Origin of the sequence: Flavobacterium chungangensis (genome assembly GCF_042654045.1) — a bacterium.
Taxonomy (GTDB): Bacteria; Bacteroidota; Bacteroidia; order Flavobacteriales; family Flavobacteriaceae; genus Flavobacterium; species Flavobacterium chungangensis.
On sequence record NZ_JBHSFY010000021.1, the window covers coordinates 1 to 16,167 of the forward strand.

21 protein-coding genes are annotated in these 16,167 nt (G+C 33.0%); 15 read left to right on the forward strand and 6 right to left on the reverse strand.

The genetic code is table 11. From position 1 onward, the window contains the following. Positions 1–14: 14 nt before the first annotated feature. Entirely contained in the window at positions 15–161 is a 147-nt protein-coding gene (locus ACFO3N_RS23350; protein WP_379795188.1) for an IS3 family transposase, read from the forward strand. Between the two features lie 95 nt (positions 162–256). On the opposite strand, the gene ACFO3N_RS23355 is transcribed toward ACFO3N_RS23350, so the two are convergent. Together ACFO3N_RS23355 and ACFO3N_RS23360 are read right to left on the reverse strand one after the other, a co-directional pair. Continuing rightward, positions 257–1,516 (reverse strand): aspartate kinase, encoded by a 1,260-nt coding sequence (locus tag ACFO3N_RS23355; RefSeq protein WP_095928265.1) that lies wholly within the window; start codon positions 1,514–1,516, stop codon positions 257–259. Between the two features lie 189 nt (positions 1,517–1,705). Next, the gene (locus ACFO3N_RS23360; RefSeq protein WP_379801280.1) at positions 1,706–2,194 is read right to left on the reverse strand and encodes a GNAT family N-acetyltransferase; all 489 of its coding nucleotides are present in this window, start codon (positions 2,192–2,194) and stop codon (positions 1,706–1,708) included. 171 nt (positions 2,195–2,365) lie between these two features. Between ACFO3N_RS23360 and fbp the strand changes: the two genes are divergently transcribed. Then, positions 2,366–3,370, forward strand: coding sequence for a class 1 fructose-bisphosphatase (gene fbp / locus ACFO3N_RS23365; RefSeq protein ID WP_379801281.1), 1,005 nt, complete (start codon positions 2,366–2,368; stop codon positions 3,368–3,370). Between the two features lie 293 nt (positions 3,371–3,663). Here the strand turns inward: fbp and ACFO3N_RS23370 are convergent, their stop codons facing one another. Continuing rightward, positions 3,664–4,095 (reverse strand): TerB family tellurite resistance protein, encoded by a 432-nt coding sequence (locus ACFO3N_RS23370; RefSeq protein WP_379801282.1) that lies wholly within the window; start codon positions 4,093–4,095, stop codon positions 3,664–3,666. 168 nt (positions 4,096–4,263) lie between these two features. Between ACFO3N_RS23370 and ACFO3N_RS23375 the strand changes: the two genes are divergently transcribed. The 6 genes from ACFO3N_RS23375 (at position 4,264) to ACFO3N_RS23400 (ending at position 8,313) form a co-directional block, all read left to right on the forward strand. After that, a complete protein-coding gene (locus ACFO3N_RS23375; RefSeq protein ID WP_095928261.1) occupies positions 4,264–4,857 on the forward strand; it encodes a HupE/UreJ family protein in 594 nt (197 codons plus the stop codon). A gap of 5 nt (positions 4,858–4,862) precedes the next feature. Further along, positions 4,863–5,294 carry a deoxycytidylate deaminase gene (locus ACFO3N_RS23380; protein WP_379801283.1) on the forward strand — a complete coding sequence of 144 codons (432 nt, stop codon included), beginning with the start codon at positions 4,863–4,865 and terminating at the stop codon, positions 5,292–5,294. After that, positions 5,294–6,871 carry a S41 family peptidase gene (locus tag ACFO3N_RS23385; RefSeq protein ID WP_379801284.1) on the forward strand — a complete coding sequence of 526 codons (1,578 nt, stop codon included), beginning with the start codon at positions 5,294–5,296 and terminating at the stop codon, positions 6,869–6,871. The genes ACFO3N_RS23380 and ACFO3N_RS23385 overlap by 1 nt, the downstream gene beginning before the upstream one ends. 16 nt (positions 6,872–6,887) lie before the next feature. Continuing rightward, entirely contained in the window at positions 6,888–7,253 is a 366-nt protein-coding gene (locus ACFO3N_RS23390) for a nuclear transport factor 2 family protein (RefSeq protein WP_379801286.1), read from the forward strand. 91 nt (positions 7,254–7,344) lie between these two features. Further along, positions 7,345–7,662, forward strand: a complete 318-nt coding sequence (locus tag ACFO3N_RS23395; protein ID WP_379801287.1) for a hypothetical protein — start codon at positions 7,345–7,347, stop codon at positions 7,660–7,662. Between the two features lie 36 nt (positions 7,663–7,698). Continuing rightward, the gene (locus ACFO3N_RS23400) at positions 7,699–8,313 is read left to right on the forward strand and encodes a hypothetical protein (RefSeq protein WP_379801289.1); all 615 of its coding nucleotides are present in this window, start codon (positions 7,699–7,701) and stop codon (positions 8,311–8,313) included. Positions 8,314–8,318: 5 nt separating this feature from the next. Here ACFO3N_RS23400 and ACFO3N_RS23405 read toward each other — a convergent pair whose 3' ends face one another. From ACFO3N_RS23405 to ACFO3N_RS23415, 3 genes are all read right to left on the reverse strand, one after another. Beyond that, positions 8,319–8,924, reverse strand: a complete 606-nt coding sequence (locus tag ACFO3N_RS23405; protein WP_379801330.1) for an FAD-dependent oxidoreductase — start codon at positions 8,922–8,924, stop codon at positions 8,319–8,321. A gap of 1 nt (position 8,925) precedes the next feature. Then, the gene (locus tag ACFO3N_RS23410) at positions 8,926–9,129 is read right to left on the reverse strand and encodes a hypothetical protein (RefSeq protein ID WP_095928256.1); all 204 of its coding nucleotides are present in this window, start codon (positions 9,127–9,129) and stop codon (positions 8,926–8,928) included. A 107-nt stretch (positions 9,130–9,236) separates the two neighbouring features. Next, positions 9,237–9,815: a MarC family protein gene (locus tag ACFO3N_RS23415; protein WP_008465051.1), complete on the reverse strand. Its 579-nt coding sequence runs from the start codon at positions 9,813–9,815 to the stop codon at positions 9,237–9,239. A gap of 408 nt (positions 9,816–10,223) precedes the next feature. Between ACFO3N_RS23415 and ACFO3N_RS23420 the strand changes: the two genes are divergently transcribed. From ACFO3N_RS23420 to ACFO3N_RS23450, 7 genes are all read left to right on the forward strand, one after another. After that, positions 10,224–10,793, forward strand: coding sequence for a DUF3109 family protein (locus tag ACFO3N_RS23420; RefSeq protein WP_379801291.1), 570 nt, complete (start codon positions 10,224–10,226; stop codon positions 10,791–10,793). Positions 10,794–11,129: 336 nt separating this feature from the next. After that, complete coding sequence (locus ACFO3N_RS23425; RefSeq protein ID WP_248728436.1) at positions 11,130–12,107, forward strand: ribonucleotide-diphosphate reductase subunit beta; 978 nt, start codon at positions 11,130–11,132, stop codon at positions 12,105–12,107. A 264-nt stretch (positions 12,108–12,371) separates the two neighbouring features. Beyond that, positions 12,372–14,765, forward strand: a complete 2,394-nt coding sequence (locus tag ACFO3N_RS23430) for a ribonucleoside-diphosphate reductase subunit alpha (protein ID WP_379801292.1) — start codon at positions 12,372–12,374, stop codon at positions 14,763–14,765. 120 nt (positions 14,766–14,885) lie between these two features. After that, entirely contained in the window at positions 14,886–15,146 is a 261-nt protein-coding gene (locus ACFO3N_RS23435) for a histidine kinase (RefSeq protein ID WP_379801293.1), read from the forward strand. Between the two features lie 65 nt (positions 15,147–15,211). After that, complete coding sequence (locus ACFO3N_RS23440; RefSeq protein ID WP_379801294.1) at positions 15,212–15,559, forward strand: type II toxin-antitoxin system RelE/ParE family toxin; 348 nt, start codon at positions 15,212–15,214, stop codon at positions 15,557–15,559. Beyond that, on the forward strand, positions 15,543–15,848 hold the full coding sequence (locus ACFO3N_RS23445; protein ID WP_379801295.1) for a helix-turn-helix domain-containing protein: 306 nt from the start codon (positions 15,543–15,545) through the stop codon (positions 15,846–15,848). The genes ACFO3N_RS23440 and ACFO3N_RS23445 overlap by 17 nt, the downstream gene beginning before the upstream one ends. A 10-nt stretch (positions 15,849–15,858) precedes the next feature. Further along, positions 15,859–16,131, forward strand: coding sequence for a hypothetical protein (locus ACFO3N_RS23450; protein WP_379801296.1), 273 nt, complete (start codon positions 15,859–15,861; stop codon positions 16,129–16,131). Positions 16,132–16,167: the final 36 nt, after the last annotated feature.

Sequence of the window (16,167 nt, forward strand, 5' to 3'; positions counted from 1 at the left end):
CATTAAAATCAGAGTTGTTTTATCTTAAAAAATACAGTTCCATTGGTCAATTAAAACAAGAGATTATTGAGTATATTAATTATTATAATAATGACAGAATAAAACTTAATCTAAAAGCAATGAGCCCCATACAATATCGAGCTCATTATTATAAAACTTAGTTATTAATTTGTCTAAACTTTTGGGTGCAGTCTATAATTAAGAAGAGCCTTTTCAATAATTTTTGAATTAAATAATTACCTTTTATAAAGCAATATTAGATTAATTCTTTAGTCACAATCTGCATCGTTTCGCGGCTAACTTGTTTCAATAAAACTTCTTTGTTAGCTTCAACCGTTTGAGCAGCTTCTTCTGTAAAGTGACGAATGGTATATAAGGTTACATTTTCGCTATATTCTACTTTGAATTTTTTAGAAAGAATCGAATTCAATTCTGGGAAATTTCCAAATTTATCTTCTACACAAACAGAGAAACTAATGGCAGAGTTCTGAATCAAGTTTACTTTGATTTTGAATTCGTGGAATAAACCGAAAATCTCACTGATGTTTTCTTCCATAATGAAAGAGAAATCAATTGATGAAAGCGAAATTAAAAGTTGTTCTCTTTTTACAATAAAACATGGATATTGTGGTTCCAAATCAACTCCTTTAGAAACACAAGTTCCTTTTAATAGCGGATTGATAAACGATTTTACGTATAATGGAATTTCTTTCTTCTGTAACGGCTGTAATGTTTTTGGGTGAATAACCGTTGCTCCGTAAAATGCTAATTCGATAGCTTCACGATATGAAATCTGGTTCAATAAACTTGCATTTTCAAAATAACGCGGATCGGCATTCATAACTCCTGGAACGTCTTTCCAGATCGTTACACTTTCGGCATTTAGGCAGTAAGCAAAAATTCCCGCAGTATAATCAGAACCTTCACGTCCAAGAGTTGTAGTGAAGTTATTTTCGTCGGCACCTAAGAATCCTTGCGTAATATTTAATTGTTTTCTAGGTACATTTTTGCTGATGTTTTGTTGCGTTGTTTCCCAATCAACCTCTGCATCTCTATAGTTTGCATTGGTTTTGATGAAATTGCGAACGTCAAGCCATTGTGTCTGAATTCCCATGAAATTCATAAAATGACTTAAAATATTAGTCGAAATCAACTCACCAAAACTAACAACCTGATCATAAACAAAGTTGTAATTTGGAGATTTATTATGTGCTAAGAAATATTCTAGTTCAGCAAACTGTGCATTTACAGCAGCAAAAACCGCATGATTTTCATCTTCAAACAAATCTAATAAGATTTGATTGTGGTATTTTTTGATTTCCTGAACAGAAGAATTCAATTCTGTCGATTTTTCAAAGTAATTCTTGATTACTACTTCAAGAGCATTTGTTGTTTTTCCCATAGCCGAAACTACAAGAATTACGTCTTCGTAACCTACTTTTTGTAAAACGTCGTATACGTTTTTAATTCCATCTGCATCTTTTACCGATGCTCCTCCAAATTTAAATACTCTCATTTTTTAATTAATAGATTTTTAGATTTTAGATTTCAGATTCAAATCGAAACCTATGTATTTTGTTTTTTTGCCACGAATTCACGAATTATTTTTTTCTAATCTTTACGAATAAAAATCGTGAATTCGTGGTTAATTGCCAAAGACTTTAAAATCATTTTAATCCTTATAATCTGTGGCTAAATATTTTTTTTATAATTTTTCTAAGAACGAATTAATGCCTGCCTCATCCATTTGAACCACTTGCCAGTCTTCTAGAATTCTGGCGCCAGAATTCTTGTAAAAATTAACAGCTGGTGTGTTCCATGCCAAAACATTCCACTCCACTCTTCTCACATTATCTTTTTTTCCTTGCTTCATGATTTCAGCATAAAGTGCAGAGCCCAAACCTGTGCCACGCATTTTTTCTTTTACAATTAAATCTTCAAGATGAATTGTCTTTCCTTTCCAGGTAGAATAGCGATAATAATACAATGCAATTCCAACAATTTCTTTCTGTTTTTCTTCGTTTTCGATCTCTGCTACAAAAACGTGAAATAATGGCTTTTCACCAAAACCATCACGGATTAAATCTTCTTCAGTAATGACAACCGCATCAGGCTCTTTTTCGAATATAGCCAGCTCCTGAATAAGCTCTAACACCGATTTCATGTCTTCAGGATTTCCTTTTCTAATATTCATATATTCCTATTTTTAACTATTTAATATCTAAAAAAGCTTCGTTTTATTGGTCACTTTTTGCAGATTATTAGCAAATATACAATAGTAACAAACTAACAAAATAATTTTTAAATCATTCTCACAAAATAGACGATATTTGTGACTTAAAAATAAAACTATAACGATTTAGCAATGGAAGAACGCAATAAAACACTGGGAGAGTTTATTATTGAGCACCAAAAAGCATTTCAGTATTCGTCGGGAGAACTTTCCCGAATTATTAACTCGATACGTTTGGCAGCAAAGGTTGTCAATCATAAGGTTAATCAAGCAGGTTTAGTAGACATTATTGGCGCCGTAGGCGAGCAGAATGTTCAAGGAGAAGACCAGCAAAAATTAGATGTCTATGCAAACGAAGTATTTATCCAGACGTTAATAAACCGTGAGATTGTCTGTGGTATTGCTTCTGAAGAAAACGACGATTTTATTACAGTTCAGGGGAGCGACAACTGTCATAATAATAAGTACGTGATCTTAATGGATCCGCTTGACGGATCTTCAAACATTGATGTTAATGTTTCTGTCGGAACTATTTTTTCTGTTTTCAGAAGAATTACTCCAATAGGAACCCCGGTAACTAGCGAGGATTTTTTACAGCCGGGAATCAATCAAGTTGCAGCAGGCTATGTAATTTATGGAACTTCAACGATGCTTGTTTATACGACTGGACATGGGGTGAATGGTTTTACACTAAATCCTGCGATTGGTACATTTTACCTTTCGCACCCAAACATGAAATTTCCAAAAAATGGAAATATTTACTCGGTAAACGAGGGGAATTATGTTCATTTTCCGCAGGGAGTAAAAAATTACATTAAATACTGCCAGCGTGAAGAAGAAGACAGGCCGTATACTTCGAGATACATTGGAAGTTTAGTAGCCGATTTTCACCGAAATATGATTAAAGGTGGAGTTTATATTTATCCAACAAGTTCAAAAGCACCAAAAGGGAAATTACGTTTGCTTTACGAATGTAATCCAATGGCGTTTTTGGCAGAGCAAGCTGGAGGAAAAGCAACAGACGGTTTCGGAAGAATTATGGAAATCCAGCCAACCGAATTGCACCAAAGAGTGCCTTTCTTCTGCGGAAGCTATAATATGGTAGAAAAAGCTGAGGAGTTTATGGCGGCTGAGTGAAAGTATTCAGTATTCAGTTTTTAGTGATCAGTCACAGTCGCAGTTTTCGGTCTGGACTATAAATAGCAAACCCGACAGGTTTTTTAAAACCTGTCGGGTTTTTGTTTGAAGTCGAATTTTTATGAATTATTGTATTAGTTTTTAGTGATCAGTCACAGTCGCAGTTTTCAGTATGGACTATAAATAGCAAACCCGACAGGTTTTTTTAAAACTTGTCGGGTCTTTGTTTTTTAATTTTCATTGGCAGTCAAGTTTCAGTACAAAACTGAAGACTAAAAACTGAACACTGAATACTATTTATGCATATGCTGCATTTCGTAGATAAAAGTATCTGCATCTACTTTTTTGTCAACCAATGACAATGCTTTTGCGATAATGTAATCTACGTTGCTTGGTGTGAATCCTAGTGCAACACTTATTTTTTTCAATAATACTTCTTGTTTATCTTCAAGATGATGATCAACATGAACCATTTTTGTTAAATCATATAAACGCTCTAAACGTTGAACATATGAATAAGGTGGATTGATAGGATATTTTAATGGATCGGTAAGAATTTCTTCGTATTCCGATTCTGTAATTTCTAAACGAGAAGCAAGTTTGTCCAAAAAGGCTTTTTCCTCTGGATATACAACTCCATCTGCTAATGCTACACGAACGATAGCAGAAAAGTGTCCTTTGTTTCTTTGCTTGAATTCGCTATCAAATAATTCTGAAAATGACATAATTATTAAGTTTTTATATCACAAATATAAATTTTATTTTACATTAACGATTTTAAATTTCTCATAAAATTTAACTTATTTTTATTGCAGGAATTGGATGCTTGAATCTTTAATTTTGAAAATTAATCGTAAGTTTACAACCCCTAATTATTTAATTACAATATACCTATGTCACAATTTTGGATTTATTTTCAAATAGGATTAAAACACGTTTTAGATATCAATGCTTACGATCACGTTCTTTTTTTAATCGCCTTAACCGTTCCGTATCTTTTTAAAGACTGGAAAAAGATTTTTCTTCTGGTTTCTATTTTTACAATTGGTCATACTTTGGCTCTAGTGCTTTCTGTTTACGGTATTATTGCCATAAAAGTAGATGTTGTAGAATTCCTGATTCCGATTACAATTCTCGTAACCGCTCTTTATCATTTGTTTACGGCTGGAAAGACCTCAAAAAATGATGGCGTAAATCTGGTATTTTTCATAACTTTATTCTTTGGAATTATTCACGGACTAGGTTTTTCTAATTATTTCAAAACAATTTTAGGCGGTTCTGCAACCTCAAAATTGTTACCTTTGGGAGAGTTTGCCTTAGGGATAGAAGCTGCTCAGCTTGTAGTGGTTTTTGTTGTTCTGGTAATTTCATATATAGTGCAGACGGTTTTTCGTTTTTCAAAACGCGACTGGGCGCTTGTAATGTCGGCTTTCATTATTGGAGTTGTAATTCCGATGATTATTGAAAGTCCAATTTGGAACAGATAAATTAAATGGAAGTAAAAAAAGTGAATAAATACGATAAAGCATATCTGCGAATTGCAAAAGAGTGGAGCCTGCTTTCTTACTGTAAACGTAAACAAGTTGGTGCCATTATCGTAAAAGACAGAATGATCATTTCTGATGGCTACAACGGAACGCCGTCTGGATTTGAAAATTGTTGTGAAGACGAAGACGGATTAACACGCTGGGATGTTTTACACGCCGAAGCAAATGCGATCCTGAAAGTAGCCAGATCAACGCAGTCTTGCGAAGGCGCAACATTGTATATTACGCTTTCGCCTTGCAAAGAATGCAGCAAATTAATACATCAATCTGGAATAAAAAGGGTGGTGTATAAAGATGGATATCGTGATGATTCTGGAATTCAATTTTTAATAAAAGCAGGCATAGAAGTAGAACATATTCCTGTTTTAGAAGAGTAATGAAATTTAACTCAAAATATTTACCAATAGTCATAGGAGCCACTTTTGCTCTTGGAACAATTGCCGGAAGCGTTATGAATGCTCCCGCAAGCGACCAGCTTTTGGCTAAAAATTACTCTAAAACCAAATTGAATAAACTTATTGATTTTATTAATACAGAATATGTTGATAGTGTCAATACCGATTCGATTGTAAATCTTACGGTCGATAATATTCTTTCTAAATTAGATCCCCATTCGGTTTATATTCCGCCAAACGAACAAGCTGAGGTTGCGGAAAGCATGAAAGGAGATTTTGTCGGAATCGGAATCAATTTTTATATGTATAAAGATTCGGTGGCCATTATAAAACCAGTTGAAAACGGACCTTCGGCAAAAGCGGGAATAAAATCTGGAGATCGTATTTTATTTGCTGGAAAAACAAAATTATACGGTAGAAAACTGCCTTCAGATAGTTTGTTTTCTAAATTAAAAGGGCTTCAAGGTTCAGAAATTGAGCTGACTGTTTTTAGGAAATCTGAACAAAAGAAACTAAAGTTTAAAGTTAAGCGGGACATCATTCCAATTAAAAGTGTAGATGCTTCTTTGTTATTAGGAAATAATGTTGGTTACATCAAAATTAACCGTTTTGCAGAAACTACTTTCAACGAATTCAAAACAGGTTTAACGAGATTAAAACAAAAAGGAATTCAGTCGCTTGTAATTGACCTTCGTGATAATGGCGGTGGTTATATGGAAGAAGCAATTGCTATTGCCGATGAATTTTTAAAAGATAAACAATTAATTGTTTTCACGAAAAGCAAAAACGGTTCTACCGAAAAAACATACGCGACAAAAGCAGGAAGTTTTGAAACAGGAAAAGTGTATGTTTTAATTAATGAAAATAGTGCTTCTGCAAGCGAAATTTTAGCAGGTGCTATTCAAGATAATGATCGCGGAACCATCGTTGGTCGCCGTTCTTTCGGAAAAGGATTAGTTCAAAGGGAAATGGATTTTAATGACGGATCTGCCGTGAGATTGACCGTAGCACGTTATTATACACCAACAGGAAGATCAATTCAGAAACCATATAAAAAAGGAAACGAAGAATATTTTAAAGAATCAGAATCTAGAATTGCTACTGGAGAATTTTATGCAAAAGACAGCATAAAAGTGGCAGATTCTTTAAAATTCAAAACTCCAAAGGGAAAAATAGTGTACGGCGGCGGCGGAATTGTTCCTGATGTTTTTGTGCCCTTAGAAGCAGAGCACGGGAATGAAAATGTTGCTTATTTGCTGCAAACGGGAATTGTGGGCCATTTTGTTTTTGAAGAATTGGATAAAAATAGAAATGCTTTTGCAGGGGATAGTTTTGCTGATTTTTTAGCTAAAATGAAAAGCTCAGACCTCTATTTCAAAAAATTCAAAAATTATATCTTGATGACGGGTCTGGATTTAAAAATGGATAAAACAAAAGCACTTGTCAACCGTCATATTACGGCTGAATTTGCCCGACAGCTTTATGGAGAATTGTACTATTATGATGTAATCTTAAAAGAAGACGCCATGATAAAAACAATTCTGACTCCAAAGAAATAACTTCAATCTTTATATCATGAAAATAGAAACCGTTGTTAATGCAGAAATCGAACTTCTAACTGCTATTAAAAAATCGGATGTTTTGGCTTTGGAAACCATCCTTCATGATGATTTATTGTTTAATATGCCCGACGGACAAACCATCACTAAAGATTACGATTTACAAACATACCATTCTGGAAAAATTAAAATTGATTCTTTGGAAGGTTCTGATCAAATTGTTAGCATAATTGGTGATTCGGCTGTAGTGACTGTTACAGTCGCTTTAAATGGAACTTATGATAACACTCCGATTAATGGCGTTTTCAAATACATAAGAGTTTGGAAGAAAATAGGGAAAAATCTAAAAGTTATCGCAGGAAGCTGCGTTCAGCTGGCATAAAGTTTGAAGCTGGAGAAATAATATTAACTTAAAACATAATTAGGCAATCTGAGTATAAATAAGAGCTTAATTTGCGGTAAAATTTAATTATATGAAAAATCTAAAAAGAATAAGTTTATTAGTGATTTTAATGACTTTTGTAATCTCTTGTAAAACAATGAAAAACGATACCAATATCGCAGTTTCTGGAAAAGTAGATTCTATTGAGGCAGGAAAAGACGGTTACACAGCAAAAATTACTACAGATGCTAAAGAAGTCTATTTTGCAACAATTAGTATCGTAAACGTTGGCGGTCCTCAAAACTACAAACAATTAAAAATTGGAGATGTAGTATCTGTAAAAGGAGAAAAATGGAAAAGTGAGGACGAAAACCATATTAAAGTAACCCAAATCGTTTCAGTGAAGTAAAGATTGAATTTCATTAAAAGAGATTAGTTTTATTGTATGAAAAAACTTCTGATAGGTTTGATATTTTTTAGTTTTGGATGTTCTTCAAATCAGAAAGATATTAGAAGTATTGAACTTATCTGTTATAACTGGGATTTAAAATATCCTACAGAGTCTTTTAAAGGGAAATTTTATATTCAGCCAAAATTATATTCGATTATAAATTTAAATGGGGAGAATCAAACTTATGTCTGCGAATTCTCTCCAAATAAAACTGAATTTTATTTTCATTCGAAGGTTGATGCGAAATTAATAACTGATTTGGTGAAGTGTTTACCTGAAATTGATAAAAACAAAGCTATTATAAGTTCGTATAAACAAGATGGATGTATGGAAAGTTCTCCAACGTTTAGGCTAAAAGTGCTTCATTCTAACAACGAAGAAAAGTATTATGAATATTATTTTCAAAAAAAGAACAATATAGATTCGGTTATAAAGAAATTATATGTCGCTTTAAAAATAAATCAGATTGAGAGAAAATATGAAAAGATAAAAGACACTCTTTCTTTTGCTGAAAAAAAGAAAGCTATAATATCTTTTTCAATGCATAAAGATACTTTATCAATGCCTTTGCCAGGATTGCCAACTTACAATAAAGTTAAATTCAAATAGTAATTTTATCGAATACTATCGTGAGCGTGAGTTTGCACGCCATTATTCCATAAAGTAAGAATATCTGTTGCTACTGCAGCGCCACTTCCGGCAGCAATTGCCAATTGACTTCTCCAGCCCGCCAAAGTCCCGATTACATAAATGCCGTCAGCAACTTTATGGTCTTCATTTTTAAGCTGAATACGTTGTTTTTCTGGTAGTGCTTTTTTATGTGGTTCAATGTATTGCATTAAACCTTCAATGTCAAAAGTATTGGCAGAACCAATTCCGACTACGATATTTTTTGTTTGGTATGAATTCTTGTTGGTTACAACAGTAAATTCAGGATAACTGCCCTCAATTTTCATTACTTTTTCATTTGGAATCTGAGTAATGTGTGGGTAAGCTGTAGCTAGATCCTGTGTGCTTTCAGTTAAAAGTTCAGAACCTAATTTCCCTGGTGTAATTCCGTAAGCGTTATAAAATATTGCTTCTTGTAAAGAAGAATTTTTCTGGTGGGTAAAAATTCCGATTTTTTTATCAGTAACAAAAGTTTTGTTTTTTGCGGACCCTAAGACAAGAGCACATGACATTCCTGATACTCCTCCTCCGATAATTAAAACATCAAACATATTATCTGTTGTCATTCATTTTTTCTTCAATTCTTTTTGAAATTCTAAAAATCAAAAGAATCAAAACAGCGCAAAATGAAGCGGCGATTCCAATAAAAGCTACCATACTATCTCCTTGAAAAGGGTTCTGAAAGTCTAATAGCGTAATATTAAAAACAATTAAAGCTAGTGCCAAAAGCACTAAGATTGAAGTGAAAATTTTCATAAGGTTGTTTTGTTTTTGCCTAAAATAATAAAGTAGAACTTTAATGGGGAAAATGCCTTAAAGTTGTATTTTAGAAATTTTACGGGGTAAATTTATAAAAATAAAATTTAGACAAACAAACCTTTAACATTAGCAGCGAATAATTTAACAGCAATCGCCAAAAGTATTACTCCAAATGTCTTGCGAACTACTCCAAGTCCGTTTTCTCCCAATAGATTTTCGATTTTTTTAGAAGACTTCAAGACAATGTAAACCAAGATAATATTTAGAACAATCGCGATGATGATATTAATGGTGTGAAATTGAGATCGAAGCGATAACAAAGTCGTCATTGTTCCTGCTCCAGCAATTAGCGGGAAAGCCAAAGGAACGATAGAGGCAGATCCTGGTTCTTCGTCACGGTAGATTCTGATTCCTAAAATCATTTCTAGCGCCAAAAAGAATAAAACGAAAGATCCGGCAACGGCAAACGAGTGAACGTCGATACCAATTAAGTTTAGTAAACCTTCTCCAACAAAGAGAAAAACAATCATAATAGCTCCTGCAACAATAGAAGCTTTTTCAGATTCGATGTGTCCAACCTTAGCTCTTAAATTCACAATAATCGGAATTGAACCAACAATATCAATTACGGCAAAAAGCACCATACTAACGGTAATGATTTCTTTAAAATCGATTTCTAACATATCGCTTTGATTTTTAGGGTTTAAAAAACTGCTGCAAAAGTAGTTAATAAAGTTAGGTGTTTTTTCGATACAATGTATTTTTGTTATAAAAACATGTTTTACGGGTTAAAAAAGTGATATTTGTAACAATTGTATGGTTTAGATTGCTAAATCAAAGACAACTCTGAAGATTTTTTTTGGATAGTATAAAAAATTTTCACGCAGATTTAGTGGATTTGAGCTGATTTTCAATTTTTCTAGATTTTAATATATAGCATAAATCATTTTCATCGTTTTTTAAGATTTGCCTAAAAAATAAATCTTTTTTTTCTGCTTGTATCTGCTAAATCTGCGTGAAAAAAAAAGAATAAAAATATATCTGTTTTCTTTGACTATCTTTGCATTTTAAAATTTACAGTATTTAATATCATGTTTCAGTTAGGTAAAACTATTATTTCAGAGGACATTCTGGAAAAAGAATTTGTGTGCAACTTGTCTGCTTGTAAAGGAGCTTGTTGTGTTGATGGAGATGCGGGCGCGCCTTTAAATGAGGCTGAAACTAAAATCTTAGAAGAAATTTATCCAAAAGTGAAACCTTTTTTAAGAAAAGAAGGAATCGAAGCAATCGAGGCTCAAGGTACCTGGGTAAAAGGAACCGATGGAGATCTCGAAACTCCGCTTATCGATAATAAAGATTGTGCTTACGTTATTTTTGACGGAAAAACTGCTCTTTGCGGAATCGAGCAAGCTTATAATCAAGGACTCGTTGATTGGAAAAAACCAGTTTCTTGTCATTTATATCCAATTCGTGTGAAAGACTTCACGGAATTTGCGGCTGTAAATTATGATAAATGGGATATCTGCGATGATGCTTGTTCATTAGGTGCAGCATTAGAAGTTCCAGTTTACAAATTTGTTAAAGAAGCACTGATAAGACGCTTTGGCGAAGATTGGTATTTGGAGTTGGAAAAAGTTGCCGAAGAACTTAAAAATTCATAAAAATCTACAGTTGAATTTATAGTCTTTTTGACTACATCTTTTGACTCAAAAAAATAAAGTTTTGACTCAAAAAAAACTTTTTAAAACTATTTAAAATTTCTTGCTTTTTATTCGAAAAAGTCTATATTTTACGGGGCTTTTGAAGTGTAAAATAGCTTTTAAATCATTCATTTGCAGTAAATTAATTATTGTCTGAAAAGTTTTTCAAATTTTAGGCTTTGTTAAAAACTACGTCCGATTGTGAATAAGTTTGGCTTTTATTTTTGCCGTTAATTGACAATCTTTGTAGTGCACTGAATGTGTAAAAATTCAATAAAAAAATTAACAGAATCTGTCATGTCACAAATCGAACCAATATTACAAGAAAATAAAAATCGTTTCGTTATTTTTCCGATTAAACATCATGATATTTGGGAGTGGTATAAAAAGATGGAAGCAAGTTTTTGGACTGCAGAAGAAATCGATTTACACCAAGATTTGACAGACTGGAATAACAAATTGAATGACGACGAAAGATATTTTATTAAACATATCTTAGCATTCTTTGCTGCTTCTGACGGAATCGTAAACGAAAATTTGGCTGAGAACTTTGTAAACGAAGTTCAATATGCTGAAGCAAAGTTTTTTTATGGTTTCCAAATTATGATGGAAAATATTCATAGTGAAACGTATTCTTTATTGATTGACACTTATGTGAAAGACGAAGCAGAAAAAGCAGAATTATTTAATGCTTTGGAAGTATTCCCAGCAATTGGTAAAAAAGCAGAATGGGCTTTAAAATGGATTGAGTCAGATTCATTTGCAGAAAGACTTATTGCTTTTGCCGCAGTTGAAGGAATCTTTTTCTCAGGAGCCTTCTGTTCCATTTATTGGTTGAAAAAACGTGGTTTAATGCCAGGTTTAACTTTCTCTAATGAGTTGATTTCTCGTGACGAAGGCGTACATTGTGATTTTGCAGTTCACCTGCACAATCATCACTTAGTAAACAAAGTGCCAAAAGAAAGAATTAAAGAAATTATTGTCGATGCCTTAGATATCGAAAGACAGTTTGTTACAGAATCTCTTCCGGTAAGTTTAATTGGTATGAATGCTGGTTTAATGACACAGTATTTAGAGTTTGTTGCCGATAGACTTTTGGTTGAATTAGGATGCGAGCGTGTTTACGGATCAGCGAATCCATTTGATTTCATGGACATGATTTCTCTTCAAGGAAAAACTAATTTCTTTGAAAAACGTGTTGCAGAGTATCAAAAGTCAGGTGTTATGAACAATGACAGTGATGCTCAAAAAATTTCATTCGATGCAGATTTTTAGACAACAAAAAATACTTTTAGCGTCTATCTTCTAGAGACGCTAAAAAAAAGATTACAGGAATATTTTAAAGGTTGAATCTCTTTCCCCAAGTCGTAGATTCAATAGCAATTTTTGACGCATTTAAATTCGAATTTCGAATTTGAAATGAGTAACTATTGAGAATTTGGTAATTCTCCAAAATTAATTTAAAAACACGCAATGTTTAAGTACTAGAGCTCGTTCTCTAGGTACTTTCATTTTTTCAATAACTAAAAAGGTAAGCTTATGTATGTAGTAAAAAGAGATGGCCACAGAGAGCCCGTAATGTTTGATAAGATTACAGAAAGAATCAAAAAATTGTGTTACGGCTTAAATGAGCTTGTAGATCCAGTTAAGGTAGCGATGAGAGTTATCGAAGGATTGTATGATGGGGTTTCGACTTCTGAGTTGGATAATCTTGCAGCAGAAACGGCGGCTTCTATGACAATTGCGCATCCAGATTATGCTCAATTGGCAGCTCGTATAGCTATTTCTAATCTACATTCAAATACTAAAAAATCTTTCTCTGAAACGATGAAAGATATGTACAACTATGTGAATCCAAGAAATGGACAAGACGCTCCATTAATTGCTGACGATGTGTACAAAGTGATTCAAGAAAATGCTGCTTTTTTAGATTCTCATATCATTTATACAAGAGATTTTAATTACGACTACTTCGGTTTTAAAACTTTAGAGCGTTCTTATCTTCTTAAAATAAACGGAAAAATCGTGGAGCGTCCGCAGCATATGCTAATGCGTGTTTCTGTTGGTATTCACTTAGACGATTTAAAATCGGTTATTGAAACTTACGATTTAATGTCGAAAAAGTTCTTTACGCATGCAACGCCAACGTTGTTTAATGCAGGAACTCCAAAGCCTCAAATGTCTTCTTGTTTCCTTTTGGCAATGCAAGATGATAGTATTGATGGTATTTATGATACATTAAAACAAACAGCAAAAATCTCGCAATCAGCAGGAGGAATTGGACTTTCTATTCATAACGTTCGTGCAACAGGATCTTACATTCGTGGTACAAACGGAACTTCAAACGGAATTGTTCCGATGTTGAGAGTTTTCAACGATACCGCTCGTTATGTAGATCAAGGTGGCGGAAAACGTAAAGGAAGTTTTGCGATTTACATCGAAACTTGGCATGCTGATATTTTTGATTTCTTGGATTTGAAGAAAAATACAGGAAAAGAAGAAATGCGTGCGAGAGATTTATTCTTCGCGATGTGGACTTCAGATTTATTCATGAAACGTGTTCAGGAAGATTCAACTTGGACTTTAATGTGTCCTAACGAATGTCCAGGATTATATGATGTTTACGGAGATGAATTCGAAGCATTATATACCGATTACGAATTTAGAGGAAAAGGAAGAAAAACAATTCGTGCTCGTGAATTATGGGAGAAAATCCTAGAATCTCAGATCGAGACGGGAACACCATATATGTTGTACAAAGATGCGGCAAACCGTAAATCGAACCACAAGAATTTAGGAACAATTCGTTCTTCGAACTTGTGTACAGAGATTATGGAGTTTACTTCTAAAGATGAAATTGCAGTTTGTAACTTGGCTTCTATCTCATTGCCAATGTTCATCGAAAATGGACAATTTGATCACCAAGCACTTTACAATGTTACAAAACGTGTAACTCGTAACTTGAACAAAGTAATCGACAGAAACTACTATCCAGTAAAAGAAGCGGAAAACTCTAACATGCGTCACCGTCCTGTTGGTTTAGGTGTTCAAGGTTTAGCAGATGCTTTCATTATGTTGCGTATGCCGTTTACAAGCGATGAAGCTAAAAAATTAAACCAAGAGATTTTCGAAACTTTATACTTCGCTGCTGTAACCGCTTCTATGGAAATGGCAAAAGAAGAAGGGCCATATTCAACTTTCGAAGGTTCGCCAATGTCTAAAGGAGAATTCCAATACAATATGTGGGGAATGAAAGATGAAGAATTATCAGGCCGTTGGGACTGGGCTTCATTAAGAAAAGAAGTGGTTGAACACGGAGTTCGTAACTCTCTATTGGTTGCGCCAATGCCAACTGCATCGACTTCTCAGATTCTTGGAAACAACGAAGCTTTTGAACCCTATACATCAAACATTTACACTCGTCGTGTATTGTCTGGAGAGTTCATTGTAGTAAACAAACACTTACTAGAAGACTTGGTAAAACTAGGTTTGTGGAACGAAGATTTGAAACAAGAAATTATGCGTCATAATGGATCTGTTCAAAACATTGATAGAATTCCGCAAGACTTAAAAGATCTTTATAAAACAGTTTGGGAAATGTCGATGAAAGATATTATCGATATGTCTCGTCAAAGAGGATATTTTATTGACCAGTCTCAATCTTTGAACTTGTTCATGCAGGATGCAAACTATTCTAAATTGACGTCAATGCACTTCTACGCTTGGCAGTCAGGTTTAAAAACAGGAATGTATTACTTAAGAACAAAAGCGGCTGTAGATGCGATTAAATTCACATTAAACAACGATAAAAAAGAAGAAACAGCTCCATCTTTAGTTGCAGAAACGGAAGCAATCAGCGTTGAGGATTATAAAGCAATGCTTTTAAAAGCACAAGCAGCAGATCCTGAAGATTGTGAGATGTGTGGGTCTTAATTGATTTTAGATTGTAGATCTGAGATTTTAGATTTTTAAAATATGAAAAGCAGTTATTGTAATGATAGCTGCTTTTTTTATTTTATATTTGTTTTTTTAATAGTAAAAATAGTACAAACAATGAAATTAGAAATTGAAAATTACAATAGAATTGCAAAACAATTAAAAGATAAATATTCAAAACTATCAGATTTTGAAATTTTATCATTAGCGATTCAAATACAGAGGAATCAAATTTTAGAAAATGGATTAGTAGTTAGTTCATCAGATAAACATCCAAGTGCGTTAGAAGCAATAGCTATTGCATTAGGTTATGAAGGAAGTAATTCAGTAACTATCACTGATGCTTTGCGAAATATTTCAAATAGAGAGGAGGTTTAACTGTTTCAAATGTTTTTTGAATTTACAAGTTGCACTTCGGTACAACTTTAATATATTTGTAATTTATGAATAATAATGAGAAGATTAGGTCTGTTTTTTTCTTTAAAGATTATTTTAAAAAGTTTTTTGATAATCAAGAGGAAAAAGTTAAAGCAAAAATAATCTGGATAATAAGAGTGATTGAATATGTTGAAAAAATCCCATCAGCATACTTAAAACATATTGAAAATACAGATGGACTTTTTGAAATTCGAATCCAGGTAGGAAGTAATATATTTAGGGTGTTTTGTTTTTTTGATGAAGGAAGATTAGTTGTTTTGGCTAATGGATTCCAAAAGAAAACTCAGAAAACACCAAAGAAAGAAATTAAAAAAGCGTTGAAAATTAAGAAAGAATATGAAAGCGAAAAATAAAAATTTGGTTAGCTTAGAAGATTTTGTAGAACAACATTATGGAAAAACTGGAACACCAAAACGTGACGAACTAGAAGCCGGTTATGAAATTTTTAAAATTGGGGTGTTGCTTCAAGAAGCGAGACTTCAAAAAGGAATGACTCAAGAAGAACTTGCTGTAAAGGCAGGAACAACAAGATCATATATTTCTAAGATTGAGAATAATATAAAAGAAGTTAAATTTTCGACACTACAGAAAATTGTAGAACTTGGATTAGGAGGTCATTTAGAGCTATCAATTAAATTATAATTTGAAATAAATGGATTTGCTAGAAAGAATATTTCATTATAAAAAAGAGTTTTACAGTCTTGCTTTGGAATATTTTCATAATATAAATTCCCAAGAACAAGAAAATATTGATTATGATGAAATTATTCCAAAATCTATTTCACTTTTAGTTGATCACGATTTTATTCCGACTCCTTGTATTGAAATCAAATTAGAACTTTCTAAAGATGAAAAAAAGAATGGGAACTATTTTCTTTATGTTAATGAAAACAAAGAATTCATAGATGAATTTTTAATAATATAACCCGTGGTTGAAACCACGGGCTATGTTTGATTATGA